This is a genomic window from Pseudomonas sp. FW300-N1A1 (assembly GCF_058789115.1).
This window is the reverse complement of record NZ_JBYTBK010000001.1, coordinates 360,069-376,719: the sequence shown is the minus strand read 5'-3', so window position 1 is coordinate 376,719 and position 16,651 is coordinate 360,069. Positions and strand designations below refer to the sequence as shown.

Genomic DNA, 16,651 nt, shown 5'->3' with positions numbered 1-16,651 from the left:
GGATCGCTATAATCGACGGCTTTTGTTCATGAGTGCGGGGTGTGGGATGCGCGATCGACTGTTGGCAGCCGAGAAAGTGAAAGCCATCGATTGGCGGGACGGCGCCCTGTACCTGCTGGATCAGCGCATTCTGCCATTCGAGGAGCGCTGGATCGCCTATACCAGTGCGGCAGGCGTGGCCGAGGCCATTCGCGCCATGGTGGTGCGTGGTGCGCCGGCCATCGGCATCAGTGCCGCCTATGGCGTGGTGTTGGCGGCGCGTGCGCGCTTTGCTGAAGGTGGCGACTGGCAGGTAGCGCTGGAGGAGGATTTCGCGCTGCTGGCCGATTCGCGACCGACCGCGGTCAATCTGTTCTGGGCGCTGGGCCGCATGCGCGAGCGTCTGGAGCGACTCAAGGGGCACGCCGACCCATTGGCCGCCCTCGAGGCCGAGGCGCTGGCAATCCACGAAAGCGATCGTGAGGCCAACCTGACCATGGCACAGTTGGGCGTGGACCTGATCCGCAAGCATCAGGGCAATGCCCAGGCCATTCTGACGCACTGCAACACCGGCGCGCTGGCCACGGGTGGCTTTGGCACGGCGCTGGGAGTGATTCGCGGGGCGTTCATCGAGGGGATGGTCGAGCGGGTGTATGCCGATGAAACCCGGCCATGGCTGCAAGGCTCGCGCCTGACCGCATGGGAGTTGGCTAACGAAGGCATTCCGGTGACCCTCAACGCCGACTCCGCCGCCGCCCACATCATGAAGACCAAGGGCATTACCTGGGTGATCGTCGGTGCGGACCGCATTACCGCCAATGGTGATGTGGCGAACAAGATCGGCACCTACCAGCTTGCGGTCAATGCCATGCACCATGGCGTGCGCTTCATGGTCGTGGCACCGAGTTCGACGATTGACATGAATCTGGCCAGTGGCGAAGACATCCCCATCGAAGAGCGTGACGGCAGTGAACTGCTGGATGTGGGTGGCAAGCGGGTGGGGGCGGATGTCGAGGCCTTCAATCCGGTGTTCGATGTCACCCCGGCGGACCTGATCGATGTGATCGTCACTGAAAAAGGCATCGTGGAGCGGCCCGATGCCGCGAAAATGGCGCAACTGATGTGTCGTAAGCGCCTGCATTGAGGGCTTTGGCGCCTGCCAGGTCGCCTTCGCGGGCAGGCGCGTTTCCACAGGTTGTGTGATTGTCACCGGCCGATGAGGGAGCGGGCTTGCCCACGAAGAGGCCCGAAAGCCAATGATCCAGCCTGAATCAGGCCCTGATTCTTCATTCAAAGCAGCTCTAAGCCCCTCTGACCCCCTTCAAGCCTGTCACCGGTCAACTAACTATGCTCCATGCGCATCAGGGGGATAGGTGCGTGGCGGCTCTTGTGATAACATCCGGCGGTTTCCAAGGCAGCCTCTCGGGCTTGCCTTTACTGCGCAGATCCATGGTTTAACTCGTTGATTTGTCGTAAGTCGGTGTATGGCACTCAGCCTGCAGCGGCGAGCTTCGTTCGTCCCATATGGATGTGACGAAGTTTCACCAGAAAAAGGAATCAGGCTTCTCATGGGCGAACTGGCCAAAGAAATCCTCCCGGTCAATATCGAAGACGAGCTGAAACAGTCCTACCTCGACTACGCGATGAGCGTAATTGTCGGGCGGGCACTGCCTGATGCGCGCGATGGCTTGAAGCCCGTGCATCGGCGTGTGCTGTTCGCAATGAGCGAGCTGGGTAACGATTTCAACAAGCCGTACAAGAAATCTGCCCGTGTTGTCGGTGACGTGATCGGTAAGTATCACCCGCATGGTGATACCGCGGTGTACGACACCATCGTTCGTATGGCGCAGCCATTCTCGCTGCGTTACCTGCTGGTAGACGGTCAGGGCAACTTCGGTTCGGTCGACGGCGACAACGCCGCGGCGATGCGATACACCGAAGTGCGCATGACCAAGCTGGCGCACGAGCTGCTGGCTGACCTGCACAAGGAAACCGTGGACTGGGTGCCGAACTACGACGGCACCGAGATGATCCCCGCGGTCATGCCGACCCGTATTCCCAACCTGCTGGTCAACGGCTCCAGCGGTATCGCCGTGGGCATGGCGACCAACATTCCGCCGCACAACCTCGGTGAAGTCATCGACGGTTGCCTGGCCCTCATCGACAATCCCGAGCTGACTGTCGACGAGCTGATGCAATACATCCCGGGTCCGGACTTCCCGACCGCCGCGATCATCAATGGTCGTGCCGGCATCATCGAAGCCTACCGTACCGGTCGCGGCCGCATTTACATGCGCGCCCGCTCGATGATCGAAGACATCGACAAGGTCGGTGGCCGTCAGCAGATCGTCATCACCGAACTGCCTTACCAGTTGAACAAGGCGCGTCTGATCGAGAAGATCGCCGAACTGGTCAAAGAGAAGAAGCTTGAAGGCATCACCGAACTGCGCGACGAGTCCGACAAGGACGGTATGCGTGTCGTGATCGAGCTGCGTCGCGGCGAAGTGCCTGAGGTGATCCTCAACAACCTCTACGCCCAGACCCAGCTGCAAGCGGTATTCGGTATCAACATCGTCGCGCTGATCGACGGCCGTCCGCGGATCCTGAACCTCAAGGACCTGCTGGAAGCCTTCGTTCGTCACCGTCGCGAAGTCGTTACCCGTCGTACCGTGTTCGAGCTGCGTAAAGCGCGTGAGCGCGGTCATATCCTCGAAGGCCAGGCGGTTGCCCTGTCGAACATCGATCCGGTCATTGCCCTGATCAAGGCCTCGCCAACCCCGTCGGAAGCCAAGGAAGCGCTGGTCAGCACGCCTTGGGAGTCGTCCGCCGTGGTGGCGATGGTGGAGCGTGCCGGTGCGGATTCCTGCCGTCCGGAAAACCTCGACCCGCAATACGGTCTGCGCGAAGGCAAGTACTTCCTGTCGCCAGAGCAGGCGCAAGCCATTCTGGAGCTGCGTCTGCACCGCCTGACCGGCCTGGAACACGAAAAACTGCTGGCTGAGTATCAAGAGATCCTCAACCAGATCGGCGAGCTGATCCGCATCCTCAACAGCGCCACGCGCCTGATGGAAGTGATCCGCGAAGAGCTGGAAGTGATCCGTGCCGAATACGGCGATGTGCGCCGCACCGAAATTCTGGATGCGCGCCTGGACCTGACCCTGGGTGACATGATCCCGGAAGAAGAGCGCGTCGTGACCATTTCCCACGGTGGCTATGCCAAGACCCAGCCATTGGCTGCGTACCAGGCCCAGCGTCGTGGCGGTAAAGGCAAGTCGGCAACTGGCGTCAAGGATGAGGACTACATTGCTCACCTGCTGGTCGCCAACAGCCACACCACGCTGTTGCTGTTCTCCAGCAAGGGCAAGGTGTACTGGCTGAAAACCTACGAAATTCCGGAAGCCTCCCGCGCCGCCCGTGGTCGTCCGCTGGTCAACCTGCTGCCGCTGGATGATGGTGAGTACATCACCACCATGCTGCCGGTCGAGGAATACACCGAAGGTCACTACATCTTCATGGCGACCGCCAATGGCACCGTGAAGAAGACCCCGCTGGAATCCTTCAGTCGTCAGCGCAGCGTTGGCTTGATCGCGCTGGAGCTGGATGAAGGCGACGTATTGATCAGCGCTGCCATTACCGATGGCGAGCGTGAAGTCATGCTGTTCTCCGACGGCGGCAAGGTCACTCGCTTCAAAGAGTCCGACGTCCGTGCCATGGGTCGTACCGCTCGTGGTGTGCGTGGCATGCGCCTGCCGGAAGGTCAGAAACTGATTTCCATGCTGATCCCGGAAGAAGGCAGCCAGATCCTCACGGCTTCCGAGCGTGGTTTCGGCAAGCGTACCGCCATCACCGAGTTCCCTGAGTACAAGCGTGGCGGCCAGGGCGTTATCGCCATGGTCAGCAACGACCGTAACGGCCGTCTGGTCGGTGCAGTCCAGGTGCTCGACGGTGAGGAAATCATGCTGATTTCCGACCAGGGGACCCTGGTGCGTACCCGGGTTGACGAAGTGTCGAGCCTGGGTCGTAACACCCAGGGCGTGACCCTGATCAAGCTGGCCGGCGATGAAACGCTGGTAGGCCTGGAGCGGGTTCAGGAACCGTCGGAAGTCGAAGGCGAAGAGCTGGAAGGCGAAGAGGGTGCTGAGCTTGACGGTGTCGTCCTCGATGCCGGTGCCGAGCCGGATGACGGTGTGGAAAGCCAGCAAGCCGACGCAGCTGACGAAGAAGAGCCGCAAGACTAACCAAATCGTAGCAGGGCAGAGTGTTTGCTCTGTCCGCTACCGTGATTGCATAGCGAGAGTGGATGTGAGCAAACGAGCCTATAACTTCTGCGCAGGTCCCGCTGCGCTGCCTGAAGCTGTCCTGTTGCGTGCCCAGTCCGAGTTGCTCGACTGGCATGGTAAAGGCCTCTCGGTCATGGAAATGAGCCATCGCAGCGATGAGTTCGTGTCCATTGCCACCAAGGCCGAGCAGGATCTGCGTGATCTGCTGAATATCCCCTCGAACTATAAAGTGCTGTTTCTGCAAGGCGGCGCCAGCCAGCAATTCGCTCAGATCCCTCTGAACCTGTTGCCGGAAAACGGCTCGGCCGACTATATCGATACCGGTATCTGGTCGCAGAAAGCTATCGAAGAAGCCTCGCGTTTTGGCCGCGTCAACGTTGCCGCTACCGCCAAGCCTTACGACTATTTCGCAATTCCCGCTCAGAACGAATGGAAGCTGTCGCAAGACGCGGCCTACGTGCACTACGCGCCGAACGAAACCATCGGCGGTCTGGAGTTCCAATGGGTCCCGGAAACCGGTGACGTGCCGCTGGTGGCCGACATGTCTTCGGACATTCTGTCGCGTCCGATCGATGTGTCGCGTTTCGGCATGATCTACGCCGGTGCGCAGAAAAACATCGGTCCGAGCGGTATCGTCGTCAATATCGTGCGTGAAGACCTGCTGGGCCACGCCCGTTCGCTGTGTCCGACCATGCTTGACTACAAGGTCGCGGCTGACAACGGCTCGATGTACAACACCCCGCCAACCCTGGCCTGGTACTTGTCCGGTCTGGTATTCGAGTGGTTGAAGGAGCAAGGTGGTGTAGAGGCCATCGGCAAGCTCAACGACGTCAAGCAGCGCACTCTGTACGACTTCATTGATGCCAGCGGCCTGTACAGCAACCCGATCAACAAGGCTGACCGCTCGTGGATGAACGTGCCGTTCCGTCTGGCTGACGATCGTCTCGACAAGCCGTTCCTGGTGGGTGCCGAGGCTCGCGGCTTGTTGAACCTAAAGGGTCACCGTTCGGTAGGCGGCATGCGTGCCTCTATCTACAACGCCGTCGATATCAACGCCGTCAACGCGCTGGTTTCGTACATGGCAGAGTTCGAGAAGGAACATGGCTAATGTCTGAGCAAGAACTCAAGGCACTGCGCCTGCGCATTGATGCTCTGGACGAGAAGGTCCTGGAGCTGATCAGTGAGCGTGCACGCTGCGCCCAGGAAGTCGCGCGAGTAAAGATGGCCTCGCTGGCCGAAGGCGAAGTGCCGGTGTTCTATCGTCCTGAGCGTGAGGCTCAGGTGCTCAAGCGCGTCATGGAGCGCAATCAGGGGCCGCTGGGTAACGAAGAGATGGCGCGGTTGTTCCGCGAGATCATGTCCTCGTGCCTGGCGCTCGAGCAGCCGCTGAAAGTGGCGTACCTCGGCCCCGAGGGGACCTTCACCCAGGCGGCGGCCATGAAGCACTTCGGTCACGCGGTGATCAGCAAGCCGATGGCGGCGATCGACGAAGTGTTCCGTGAAGTGGCGGCCGGTGCGGTGAACTTTGGTGTGGTGCCGGTGGAAAACTCCACCGAGGGTGCGGTCAACCACACCCTCGACAGCTTCCTCGAGCACGACATGGTCATCTGTGGCGAAGTCGAGTTGCGTATTCACCACCATTTGCTGGTCGGTGAAAACACCAAGACCGACAGCATCAGCCGTATCTACTCCCACGCCCAGTCCCTGGCGCAGTGCCGTAAATGGCTGGATGCCCATTACCCGAACGTCGAGCGCGTGGCGGTATCGAGCAATGCCGAAGCGGCAAAACGGGTCAAGGGCGAGTGGAACTCGGCAGCGATTGCCGGTGACATGGCCGCGGGCTTGTACGGCCTGACCCGCCTGGCCGAGAAAATAGAGGATCGCCCGGATAACTCCACGCGATTCTTGATGATCGGTAACCAGGAAGTGCCACCGACCGGCGACGACAAGACGTCGATCATCGTGTCGATGAGCAACAAGCCGGGCGCGCTTCACGAATTGCTGGTGCCATTCCATGACAACGGCATCGACCTGACGCGCATCGAGACCCGTCCCTCGCGCAGTGGCAAGTGGACCTACGTGTTCTTCATCGACTTCGTCGGCCACCACCGCGATCCGCTGGTAAAAGGTGTGCTGGAGAAAATCAGTCAGGAAGCAGTGGCACTTAAAGTGTTGGGTTCCTACCCCAAAGCAGTTCTCTAAGGGCGTTAACAATGAGTGGCGACTTCCTCGCTCTGGCACAGCCGGGCGTGCAACAACTTTCGCCTTACGTTCCGGGCAAGCCCGTGGACGAACTGGCTCGTGAGCTGGGCATCGATCCGGCCGGCATCGTCAAGCTGGCGAGCAACGAAAACCCGCTGGGGGCCAGTCCCAAGGCGCTGGCGGCGATTCGCGACGAGCTGGCCGAGCTGACCCGTTATCCGGATGGCAACGGCTTTGCCCTCAAGACCCTGCTGGCTGAACAGTGCCGGGTCGAGCTCGATCAGGTGACGCTGGGCAATGGCTCCAACGACATTCTGGAGCTGGTTGCACGTGCCTACCTGGCGCCTGGCCTCAATGCAGTGTTCAGTGAGCATGCATTTGCGGTCTATCCGATCGTTACCCAGGCGGTGGGCGCTGATGCGCGAGTGATTCCGGCCAGGGACTGGGGGCATGACCTGCCTGCCATGCTGGAGGCTATCGATAGCAACACCCGCGTGGTGTTTATCGCCAACCCGAACAACCCGACCGGGACCTGGTTCAGTGCCGAGGCGCTGGATGAGTTCCTGCAGGACGTGCCTGAGCGTGTGCTGGTGGTGCTGGACGAGGCCTACATCGAGTACGCCGAAGGCAGTGATCTGCCCGATGGCCTGGACTTCCTCGCGGCCTACCCGAACCTGCTGGTGTCCCGCACCTTCTCCAAGGCCTACGGCCTGGCGGCGTTGCGCGTGGGTTACGGTTTGTCGACCGCGGTGGTTGCCGATGTATTGAATCGCGTTCGTCAGCCATTCAACGTGAACAGCCTGGCGCTGGCCGCGGCCTGTGCGGCATTGAAAGACGAAGAGTACCTGGCCGAAAGCCGTCGCCTGAACGAATCCGGCATGCAGCAGCTTGAAGCGGGTTTCCGTGAGTTGGGCCTGGGCTGGATTCCTTCCCGGGGCAACTTCATTTGCGTGGACCTGGCGCAGGTCGCTGCGCCGATCTTCCAGGGGTTGCTGCGTGAAGGTGTGATCGTGCGCCCGGTGGCCAACTACGGGATGCCGAATCACTTGCGCATCACCATTGGCCTGCCAGCGGAAAACAAGCGCTTCCTAGAGGCGCTGAGCAAGGTCCTGGCTCGTGGTTGATGTGATTGCCGTGCAACCTGCTGTACCTGTGATCGGTCGCCTGGTGGTGGTCGGTCTCGGGTTGATTGGTGGATCCTTTGCCAAGGGCCTGCGTGAAAGCGGGCTGTGCCGTGAAGTGGTGGGGGTCGATCTTGATCCGCAATCGCGAAAGCTGGCGGTCGAGTTGGGGGTGGTGGATCGTTGTGAGGACGATCTCGCTGCCGCCTGTGTCGGCGCCGATGTGATTCAGTTGGCGGTACCGATCCTGGCCATGGAAAAACTGCTGGCGTTGCTGGCGGGCATGGAGCTGGGCGGGGCGATCCTGACGGACGTCGGCAGCGCCAAGGGCAATGTGGTGCGCGCCGCGACCGAAGCGTTTGGCGGCATGCCGGCACGCTTCGTTCCCGGGCACCCGATTGCCGGGTCCGAGCAGAGCGGGGTAGAAGCCTCCAATGCCCAGCTGTTTCGTCGACACAAAGTGATTCTCACGCCACTGGAGCAGACCGATCCGGCTGCCCTGGCAGTGGTCGACCGGCTGTGGCGTGAATTGGGCGCCGATGTCGAGCATATGCAGGTCGAGCGTCATGACGAAGTGCTGGCGGCAACCAGCCATCTGCCGCATCTGCTTGCGTTCGGCCTGGTCGACTCGTTGGCCAAGCGCAATGAAAATCTTGAGATCTTCCGTTACGCTGCGGGCGGTTTCCGCGATTTCACAAGAATCGCCGGTAGCGACCCGGTCATGTGGCACGACATCTTCCTCGCTAACCGCGAGGCTGTCCTGCGCACACTCGATACATTTCGCAGCGATCTCGACGCCTTGCGCGACGCGGTCGATGCAGGGGATGGGCATCAATTGCTGGGCGTATTCACTCGCGCCCGGGTTGCCCGCGAGCATTTCAGTAAAATCCTGGCCCGTCGGGCCTATGTGGACGCTATGAATTCCAACGACCTGATTTTCCTGGCACAACCTGGTGGCCGCCTGACTGGGCGGATTCGTGTACCGGGCGATAAATCGATTTCCCACCGTTCGATCATGCTCGGCTCCCTGGCTGAAGGCGTGACCGAAGTCGAAGGTTTTCTCGAGGGCGAAGACGCCCTGGCAACCTTGCAGGCTTTCCGCGACATGGGTGTGGTGATCGAAGGCCCGCACCATGGCCGTGTGACCATTCACGGGGTTGGCCTGCATGGCCTGAAACCGGCGCCTGGTCCGATCTACCTGGGTAACTCCGGCACCTCGATGCGTCTGCTGTCTGGCCTGTTGGCTGCGCAGAGCTTCGACAGCACCCTGACTGGTGACCCATCGCTGTCCAAGCGCCCGATGAATCGCGTCGCCAACCCGCTGCGTGAAATGGGCGCCGTGATCGAAACCGCTGCTGAAGGTCGTCCGCCGATGATCATTCGCGGTGGCCACAAGCTCAAGGGGCTGACCTACACCATGCCGATGGCCAGTGCCCAGGTGAAGTCCTGCCTGTTGCTGGCGGGGCTGTATGCCGATGGCAAGACCACGGTGACCGAGCCGGCGCCGACCCGCGACCATACCGAGCGCATGCTGCGCGGCTTCGGTTATCCGGTCAGCGTTGACGGGGCAACCGCTTCGGTCGAGTCCGGCAACAAGTTGACCGCGACTCACATCGAAGTGCCGGGGGATATTTCCTCGTCCGCCTTCTTCCTGGTGGCGGCCTCGATTGCCGAGGGTTCGGAACTGGTGCTGGAGCATGTCGGCATCAACCCGACCCGTACCGGTGTGATTGATATCCTGCGCCTGATGGGGGCAGACATTACCCTGGAAAACCAGCGTGAAGTCGGCGGCGAACCTGTAGCCGACCTGCGCGTGCGAGCGGCTAGACTCAAGGGTATCGAGATTCCGGAAGCGCTGGTTCCATTGGCGATCGACGAGTTCCCGGTACTGTTCGTTGCCGCGGCTTGCGCTGAGGGTCGGACCATTCTGCGTGGCGCTGAAGAGTTGCGGGTCAAGGAGTCGGATCGTATCCAGGTGATGGCGGATGGCCTGTTGGCACTGGGCGTCAAGTGCGAGCCCACGCCGGATGGCATCATCATCGATGGCGGCCAGATCGGCGGTGGTGAAGTGCATGGTCACGGCGATCACCGGATTGCCATGGCGTTCAGTGTTGCGTCCTTGCGCGCCAATGCGCCGATTCGCATCCATGACTGCGCCAACGTCGCGACGTCCTTCCCGAACTTCCTGGCGCTGTGTGCCCAGGTTGGAATCCGCGTTGCCCAAGAGGCTCAGTCGTGATCAATATTGCTCCTGTCATCACCATCGACGGACCTAGCGGTTCCGGCAAGGGCACCATCGCCGGGATGCTGGCCAGGCGCCTGAACTGGAATCTGCTGGATTCCGGTGCGCTGTACCGTTTGCTGGCGTTCGCGGCGCGTAATCATGGTGTCGACCTGACCAATGAAGAGTTGCTCAAGAAACTGGCCGCTCATCTGGATGTGCAGTTCATCGCGGCGACGGACGGTCAGTTGCAGCGAATCATTCTGGAAGGCGATGAAGTCAGCGACGCCATCCGTACCGAAACCGCCGGTGCCGGTGCCTCCCAGGTTGCCGCGTTGCCCGCGGTCCGCGAGGCGCTGCTGCAGCGTCAGCGCGCTTTTCAGGAAGCGCCGGGCCTGGTAGCCGACGGTCGGGACATGGGCACGGTGGTGTTTCCCGATGCGCCGTTGAAGATTTTTCTGACCGCCAGCGCCGAGGAACGTGCGCGCCGTCGATATTTGCAGTTGAAGGGCAAAGTCGAGGGTGTTAGTCTGTCGAGTCTGCTAGATGAGATCCGTGTGCGCGATGAGCGCGACACCCAGCGAGCGGTAGCCCCGCTCAAGCCGGCGGTCGACGCGATTCAGCTGGATTCCACGGAGTTGTCCATCGATCAGGTGTTGGAACGCATCATGAGCGAAATCGCCCTTCGCGATATCGCCGGGTGACCAAGAAGGCCGTAGGGGACCAGTCATAGTCCTGTGGTGCTTCTTTTAAATGAAACTAACCCACACCGTCTGGGGTGTGGAGATGGGCGTATTCTTCGCCCTTATCGACAGGAATTAAAATGAGCGAAAGCTTTGCGGAACTCTTTGAAGAAAGCCTAAAAACCCTGAACCTTCAGGCAGGCTCCATCATCACCGGTGTTATCGTTGATATCGATTACCAAGCTCGCTGGGTAACCGTTCACGCTGGCCTGAAGTCTGAAGCACTCATCCCGCTTGAGCAGTTCTACAACGACGCTGGCGAACTGAACATCAACGTCGGTGACGAAGTTCACGTTGCTCTGGACTCGGTTGAAGACGGCTTTGGTGAAACCAAGCTGTCCCGTGAAAAAGCCAAGCGCGCTGAATGCTGGATTGTTCTGGAAGCAGCCTTCGCAGCCGAAGAAGTGGTCAAGGGCGTTATCAACGGTAAGGTTAAAGGCGGCTTCACTGTCGACGTTAACGGCATCCGTGCGTTCCTGCCAGGTTCTCTGGTTGACGTCCGTCCAGTGCGCGACACCACGCACCTGGAAGGCAAAGAGCTGGAATTCAAGGTCATCAAGCTGGACCAGAAGCGCAACAACGTTGTCGTTTCCCGTCGCAGTGTCCTGGAAGCCGAGAACTCCGCCGAGCGTGAAGCTCTGCTGGAATCCCTGCAGGAAGGCCAACAAGTCAAAGGTATCGTCAAGAACCTCACCGATTACGGCGCATTCGTCGATCTGGGTGGCGTCGATGGCCTGCTGCACATTACCGACATGGCTTGGAAGCGTATCAAGCATCCTTCCGAAATCGTCAACGTTGGCGACGAGATCGATGTCAAGGTTCTGAAGTACGATCGCGAGCGCAATCGTGTTTCCCTGGGCCTCAAGCAACTGGGCGAAGATCCATGGGTTGCTATCAAAGCCCGTTACCCAGAAAGCACTCGCGTTACCGCTCGTGTAACCAACCTGACCGACTACGGCTGCTTCGCTGAGCTGGAAGAAGGCGTTGAAGGCCTGGTACACGTTTCCGAAATGGACTGGACCAACAAGAACATCCACCCTTCGAAAGTCGTACAAGTCGGCGACGAAGTGGAAGTCATGGTTCTGGACATCGACGAAGAGCGTCGTCGTATCTCCCTGGGCATCAAGCAGTGCAAATCTAACCCATGGGAAGATTTCTCTGGCCAGTTCAACAAGGGCGATAAAATCTCCGGCACCATCAAGTCGATCACCGATTTCGGTATCTTCATTGGTCTGGACGGCGGCATCGACGGTCTGGTTCACCTGTCCGACATCTCCTGGAACGAAGTGGGCGAAGAAGCCGTACGTCGTTTCAAGAAGGGCGACGAGCTGGACACCGTTATCCTGTCGGTTGACCCAGAGCGCGAGCGTATCTCCCTGGGTATCAAGCAACTGGAAAGCGATCCGTTCTCCGAGTACGTTCAAGAGAACGACAAAGGCGCAATCGTTAAGGGCATCGTGAAAGAAGTTGACGCTAAAGGCGCCATCATCACTCTGGCCGACGATATCGAAGCGACTCTGAAAGCCTCCGAAATCAGCCGTGACCGCATCGAAGATGCACGTAACGTTCTGAAAGAAGGCGAAGAAGTAGAAGCCAAGATCATCAGCGTTGATCGCAAGAGCCGTGTAATCCAGCTCTCGATCAAGTCGAAAGACGTTGAAGACGAGAAAGAAGCCATCCAGAGCCTGCGCGACAAGCCAGTAGCTTCGGATGCTCCAGTAGCCACCACCCTGGGTGACCTGCTGCGTGCTGCACAAGCGGAAAAACAGAACTAAGTTCTGACTTTCTGTAAAAAAAGGGCGACTTCGGTCGCCCTTTTTTGTGCCTGCGATTTGTGGTCTTGGGTGTGTGGATGACATTCATTGAAACCAACTCCTTGAAATGCTGTCTTTTCTTTGGCGGAGCATCCCTCTATTTGGGCTAGGCTTACCTGAGGCCAACGGCAATCGGGCGGCTGCCCGGTCTAAGGATGTGAATGAACAAGTTCGTTGTCGTACTTGTTGTGCTGGCTGTGACAGGGTGCACCACCAACGTGAAAACCCATGCGGTACGTGGTGTCAGCGGCATCGAGATCGATTGTTCTGGGTTGGGCTCGGGGTGGGACAAGTGCTACAGGCGAGCCGAGAAGGAGTGCAAGGAGGAGGGGTATAAGGTCGTTGTCAGGTCCAGTGATGCCAAGGAGGAGGATGAGGACTATCCGTTTGGCTGGAATCCCGCGGGATACCTGACACGGACACTGGTGGTTATCTGCAGGTGATTATGTGGCGCGTGTCGCATGCGTCGGCTTGGTCCTGTGCTCGAATCGTGTCCGTTTTCTGGTGGATGAGCGGTAGCGCAGATAAGTCAATGCCTGGGCTGTTCAAATTCCTTCGGGCATGCTAAAACCTTTGAAGCGCTGATCTAGCTGCTTGAAAAAGAAGGGAAAAATATGACGAAGTCGGAGTTGATCGAACGAATTGTCACCCATCAAGGGCTGCTTTCATCCAAGGATGTAGAGTTGGCCATCAAGACTATGCTTGAACAAATGTCCCAGTGCCTGGCTACCGGTGATCGTATCGAGATCCGTGGTTTTGGCAGTTTCTCCCTGCACTACCGCGCGCCGCGCGTAGGTCGCAATCCAAAGACCGGGCAGTCCGTCAGCCTGGACGGCAAGTTCGTCCCTCACTTCAAACCGGGCAAGGAATTGCGTGACCGTGTGAATGAAGAAGAGGAGGAGGGGCTTTGATCCTCGCCGCTCAAGGAGTGAACCATGCGTAACCTCAAAAACGTGCTCCTTGTAGCTTTGATCCTGTTGCTGGTTTTGGCGGTGATGGCATTCGTGCTGGAAAATCAGCAGTCGGTTTCCTTGTTGTTCTTTGGTTGGGCGGGGCCACAACTGCCGATATCAATCGTGGTGGTTCTGGCGTTGCTGCTGGGAATGCTGATGGGGCCGATTCTTGGTTGGTTTATCGGTCCGGCCTTACGCAAGCGCCGCGCCTGACGACAACAAAGGTAAACGGCTATTGGATGGATGCGACAGCTTGTCTATATCCATTAGCAAAACCTCGATTAAGCTGTAAAATGCGGCGCCTGTCCGAAAGAGGGTATGTTTGCCTTTTGGCCAAGGCTGGTTCCGTCGGAAGTCGCTGTTGACTCGACGGCTTTTACATTCATGGATTAGACGGTGCGCGGTTGGTGGCCCTGTCGTAACTCAAGGGTATGGTTTCGCGTGAAAATTCTAGTTACCGGCGGCGCCGGGTTTATCGGTTCGGCAGTCATCCGTCATATCATCGCTAACACATCCGACTCTGTCGTCAACGTCGATAAGCTGACTTACGCCGGTAACCTTGAGTCGTTAGCTGCGGTCAGCCAGAACTCGCGTTATGCATTCGAGCGTGTCGATATTTGCGATCGTGATCAGATCGACCGAGTCCTGCGTGAACATCAACCGGATGCAATCATGCATCTGGCCGCAGAGTCCCACGTCGACCGCTCGATTTCCGGTCCGTCCGAGTTCATCCAGACCAATATCATTGGTACTTACACCTTGCTGGAAGCGGCGCGCCATTATTGGGCGGCCATGGATGACTCCCGCAAAGCCGGTTTCCGCTTTCACCATATTTCGACTGATGAAGTGTATGGTGATCTTGAGGGGCCGGAAGACCTCTTCACCGAAACCACGCCGTATCAACCAAGCTCGCCGTACTCGGCCAGCAAGGCCAGCTCCGATCACCTGGTTCGCGCCTGGAGTCGTACCTACGGCCTGCCGACGCTGGTGACCAATTGCTCGAACAACTATGGGCCGTGTCACTTCCCTGAGAAGTTGATCCCGCTGATCATTCTTAATGCGCTGGAAGGCAAGCCGCTGCCGGTTTATGGCAGGGGCAACCAGGTCCGTGACTGGCTCTACGTCGAAGATCACGCTCGTGCGTTGTACAAAGTCGTGACCGAAGGTGTCATTGGCGAGACTTACAATATTGGTGGTCACAACGAAAAGCAAAACATCGACGTCGTGCATACCCTATGCGCGTTGCTCGACGAACTGCGTCCGGACTCCGCGCATCGTCCCCACGCCAGTCTGATCACCTACGTTCAGGATCGCCCGGGGCACGACCAGCGCTACGCGATCGACGCCAGCAAAATCCAGCGCGAGCTGGGCTGGACGCCAGAGGAAACTTTCGAGACCGGTATCCGCAAGACGGTCGAGTGGTATTTGAACAATACTGAATGGGTCGCTCATGTGAAAAGTGGCAGCTATCAACAGTGGATCGACCAGAACTACGCGGATCGTTCGGACAAGGCATGAAGATCCTTCTGCTGGGAAAAAGTGGCCAAGTGGGTTGGGAGTTGCAACGCTCCCTGGCGCCGCTGGGTGAATTGATTGCGCTGGACCGTCATGCGGTAGACGGTTTAAGCGGCGACTTGTCCGACCTCGATGCGTTGCGTGCGACGATCCGTCAGGTCGAGCCGGATATCATCGTCAATGCCGCAGCCTACACCGCTGTCGATAAGGCTGAGTCCGAGACCGAGTTGGCCAATCGCGTAAATGGGTTGGCTTGCGGAGTCATGGCTCAAGAGGCAGCGTCATTGGGAGCCTGGTTGATTCACTACTCGACTGATTATGTCTTCAGTGGCCTGGGTTCTACACCATGGCGCGAGACCGATACTGTCGCGCCGGTGAATCACTACGGCTCCAGCAAGTTGGCCGGTGAGCAGGCGATTGCAGCATCCGGTTGCAAGCATCTGATTTTTCGCACAAGTTGGGTCTACGGTGCTCGCGGCAATAACTTTGCCAAGACCATGTTGCGTCTGGCCAAGGAGCGAGAGACCTTGAGCGTCATCGCCGACCAGATCGGGGCTCCGACGGGGGCGGACTTGATTGCCGACGTGACCGCGTTAGCCATTTTACAAGTCATGCAGAACCCAGGGCTGGCAGGCCTGTATCATTTAGCGGCAGGAGGCGAAGTATCCTGGCACGGCTATGCTAATCATGTAATTGGTTTTGCTCGATCCAATGGCGAAGATTTGGCAGTCACGGCGATCAACCCCATTGGAACCTCCGAGTATCCAACGCCTGCACGCCGCCCTCTGAACTCGCGATTGAGCACTCAGAAGTTGCGTGACAGTTTTTCTCTACACTTGCCGGACTGGCAAAGTGGTGTAACCCGAATGCTTATGGAAGTCCTTAATAAATGACCACGACCAATCGTAAAGGCATCATCCTCGCCGGTGGCTCGGGCACTCGTCTGCACCCGTTGACCCTTGGTGTGTCCAAGCAGATGTTGCCGATCTACGACAAACCGATGATCTTTTATCCGCTATCGGTACTGATGCTCGCGGGCATGCGTGAGATCCTGATCATCTCCACTCCGGAAGACTTGCCGTGCTTTCGCAAGCTTCTGGGCGACGGCAGCCTGTATGGCATCAAATTGACATATGCCGAGCAACCAAGCCCCGATGGTCTAGCGCAAGCATTCATCATCGGTGAAGAGTTCATCGGCAAGGATCCTTGCTGCCTGATCTTGGGCGACAATATCTTTTATGGTCAGCACTTCTCGGACAACTTGCGCTCCGCCAGCACTCAAGAGAGCGGCGCTACGGTGTTCGGTTATCACGTATCAGACCCTGAGCGTTTTGGTGTGGTTGAGTTCGACGTTTCTGGTCGTGCCTTGAGCATCGAAGAAAAGCCGCTTAAACCAAAATCCAATTATGCGGTTACCGGTCTGTATTTCTACGATAACCAGGTTGTTGAAATCGCCAAAAACATCAAGCCATCCGATCGGGGCGAGCTCGAGATTACTGATGTTAACCGCGCTTACCTCGAACAGAAGACCTTGAATGTCGAAATGCTGGGCCGTGGTTTTGCCTGGCTGGATACCGGGACTCATGATTCGTTGCTGGAGGCCAGTCACTTTGTTCATACGATTGAACAACGTCAGGGGTTGAAAGTGGCTTGCCTGGAGGAGATTGCTTACCACAATGGCTGGATCACCTCCGAGCAGCTTGGGGCCCAGGCCGACGCTCTCAAAAAAACTGGTTATGGCCAGTACCTGCAAAAGCTGCTGGACTCGTCTCCCCAATAAGGCGAGCGTGTAACTTTCTGAGCGGTAACGTTCGACCCGTTTG

Annotated in this window: 14 protein-coding genes; all 14 read left to right on the top strand. The window is 58.4% G+C overall.

Annotated features, from left to right (window positions below; all coding sequences use genetic code 11):
• The first annotated feature begins 46 nt into the window (after positions 1 to 46).
• Entirely contained in the window at positions 47 to 1,123 is a 1,077-nt protein-coding gene (mtnA, locus tag AC3WQN_RS01850; RefSeq protein WP_103399138.1) for an S-methyl-5-thioribose-1-phosphate isomerase, read from the top strand.
• A 424-nt stretch (positions 1,124 to 1,547) separates the two neighbouring features.
• Entirely contained in the window at positions 1,548 to 4,217 is a 2,670-nt protein-coding gene (gene gyrA / locus AC3WQN_RS01845; protein WP_103399137.1) for a DNA gyrase subunit A, read from the top strand.
• Positions 4,218 to 4,281: 64 nt separating this feature from the next.
• Complete coding sequence (gene serC, locus AC3WQN_RS01840) at positions 4,282 to 5,367, top strand: 3-phosphoserine/phosphohydroxythreonine transaminase (RefSeq protein ID WP_103399136.1); 1,086 nt, start codon at positions 4,282 to 4,284, stop codon at positions 5,365 to 5,367.
• Entirely contained in the window at positions 5,367 to 6,461 is a 1,095-nt protein-coding gene (gene pheA, locus AC3WQN_RS01835) for a prephenate dehydratase (protein WP_007939916.1), read from the top strand. Before serC ends, pheA begins: the two co-directional genes overlap by 1 nt.
• An 11-nt stretch (positions 6,462 to 6,472) precedes the next feature.
• Positions 6,473 to 7,585, top strand: a complete 1,113-nt coding sequence (gene hisC, locus AC3WQN_RS01830; protein ID WP_103399135.1) for a histidinol-phosphate transaminase — start codon at positions 6,473 to 6,475, stop codon at positions 7,583 to 7,585.
• 28 nt (positions 7,586 to 7,613) lie between these two features.
• The gene (locus AC3WQN_RS01825) at positions 7,614 to 9,821 is read left to right on the top strand and encodes a bifunctional prephenate dehydrogenase/3-phosphoshikimate 1-carboxyvinyltransferase (RefSeq protein WP_103399158.1); all 2,208 of its coding nucleotides are present in this window, start codon (positions 7,614 to 7,616) and stop codon (positions 9,819 to 9,821) included.
• Positions 9,818 to 10,507 carry a (d)CMP kinase gene (gene cmk, locus AC3WQN_RS01820; protein WP_095078304.1) on the top strand — a complete coding sequence of 230 codons (690 nt, stop codon included), beginning with the start codon at positions 9,818 to 9,820 and terminating at the stop codon, positions 10,505 to 10,507. Before AC3WQN_RS01825 ends, cmk begins: the two co-directional genes overlap by 4 nt.
• Positions 10,508 to 10,626: 119 nt before the next feature.
• Positions 10,627 to 12,321 carry a 30S ribosomal protein S1 gene (gene rpsA, locus AC3WQN_RS01815; protein WP_095078303.1) on the top strand — a complete coding sequence of 565 codons (1,695 nt, stop codon included), beginning with the start codon at positions 10,627 to 10,629 and terminating at the stop codon, positions 12,319 to 12,321.
• A 200-nt stretch (positions 12,322 to 12,521) separates the two neighbouring features.
• Positions 12,522 to 12,803: a hypothetical protein gene (locus AC3WQN_RS01810; protein ID WP_103399134.1), complete on the top strand. Its 282-nt coding sequence runs from the start codon at positions 12,522 to 12,524 to the stop codon at positions 12,801 to 12,803.
• 171 nt (positions 12,804 to 12,974) lie between these two features.
• Positions 12,975 to 13,271 carry an integration host factor subunit beta gene (gene ihfB / locus AC3WQN_RS01805; protein WP_007899751.1) on the top strand — a complete coding sequence of 99 codons (297 nt, stop codon included), beginning with the start codon at positions 12,975 to 12,977 and terminating at the stop codon, positions 13,269 to 13,271.
• A 24-nt stretch (positions 13,272 to 13,295) separates the two neighbouring features.
• Positions 13,296 to 13,526: a lipopolysaccharide assembly protein LapA domain-containing protein gene (locus AC3WQN_RS01800; protein WP_103399133.1), complete on the top strand. Its 231-nt coding sequence runs from the start codon at positions 13,296 to 13,298 to the stop codon at positions 13,524 to 13,526.
• Between the two features lie 228 nt (positions 13,527 to 13,754).
• Complete coding sequence (gene rfbB, locus AC3WQN_RS01795; RefSeq protein ID WP_103399132.1) at positions 13,755 to 14,831, top strand: dTDP-glucose 4,6-dehydratase; 1,077 nt, start codon at positions 13,755 to 13,757, stop codon at positions 14,829 to 14,831.
• Positions 14,828 to 15,721 (top strand): dTDP-4-dehydrorhamnose reductase, encoded by an 894-nt coding sequence (gene rfbD / locus AC3WQN_RS01790; RefSeq protein WP_103399131.1) that lies wholly within the window; start codon positions 14,828 to 14,830, stop codon positions 15,719 to 15,721. The genes rfbB and rfbD overlap by 4 nt, the downstream gene beginning before the upstream one ends.
• On the top strand, positions 15,718 to 16,608 hold the full coding sequence (gene rfbA / locus AC3WQN_RS01785) for a glucose-1-phosphate thymidylyltransferase RfbA (RefSeq protein ID WP_103399130.1): 891 nt from the start codon (positions 15,718 to 15,720) through the stop codon (positions 16,606 to 16,608). The genes rfbD and rfbA overlap by 4 nt, the downstream gene beginning before the upstream one ends.
• The last annotated feature ends 43 nt before the right edge of the window (positions 16,609 to 16,651 follow it).

Excerpts from the sequence above, each read along its gene's own strand:
- gyrA (WP_103399137.1), top strand. The coding sequence starts at position 1,548 with ATGGGCGAACTGGCCAAAGAAATCCTCCCGGTCAATATCGAAGACGAG.
- hisC (WP_103399135.1), top strand. The coding sequence starts at position 6,473 with ATGAGTGGCGACTTCCTCGCTCTGGCACAGCCGGGCGTGCAACAACTT.
- ihfB (WP_007899751.1), top strand. The coding sequence starts at position 12,975 with ATGACGAAGTCGGAGTTGATCGAACGAATTGTCACCCATCAAGGGCTG.
- pheA (WP_007939916.1), top strand. The coding sequence starts at position 5,367 with ATGTCTGAGCAAGAACTCAAGGCACTGCGCCTGCGCATTGATGCTCTG.
- rfbA (WP_103399130.1), top strand. The coding sequence starts at position 15,718 with ATGACCACGACCAATCGTAAAGGCATCATCCTCGCCGGTGGCTCGGGC.
- rfbD (WP_103399131.1), top strand. The coding sequence starts at position 14,828 with ATGAAGATCCTTCTGCTGGGAAAAAGTGGCCAAGTGGGTTGGGAGTTG.
- mtnA (WP_103399138.1), top strand. The coding sequence starts at position 47 with ATGCGCGATCGACTGTTGGCAGCCGAGAAAGTGAAAGCCATCGATTGG.
- AC3WQN_RS01800 (WP_103399133.1), top strand. The coding sequence starts at position 13,296 with ATGCGTAACCTCAAAAACGTGCTCCTTGTAGCTTTGATCCTGTTGCTG.
- AC3WQN_RS01810 (WP_103399134.1), top strand. The coding sequence starts at position 12,522 with ATGAACAAGTTCGTTGTCGTACTTGTTGTGCTGGCTGTGACAGGGTGC.
- rpsA (WP_095078303.1), top strand. The coding sequence starts at position 10,627 with ATGAGCGAAAGCTTTGCGGAACTCTTTGAAGAAAGCCTAAAAACCCTG.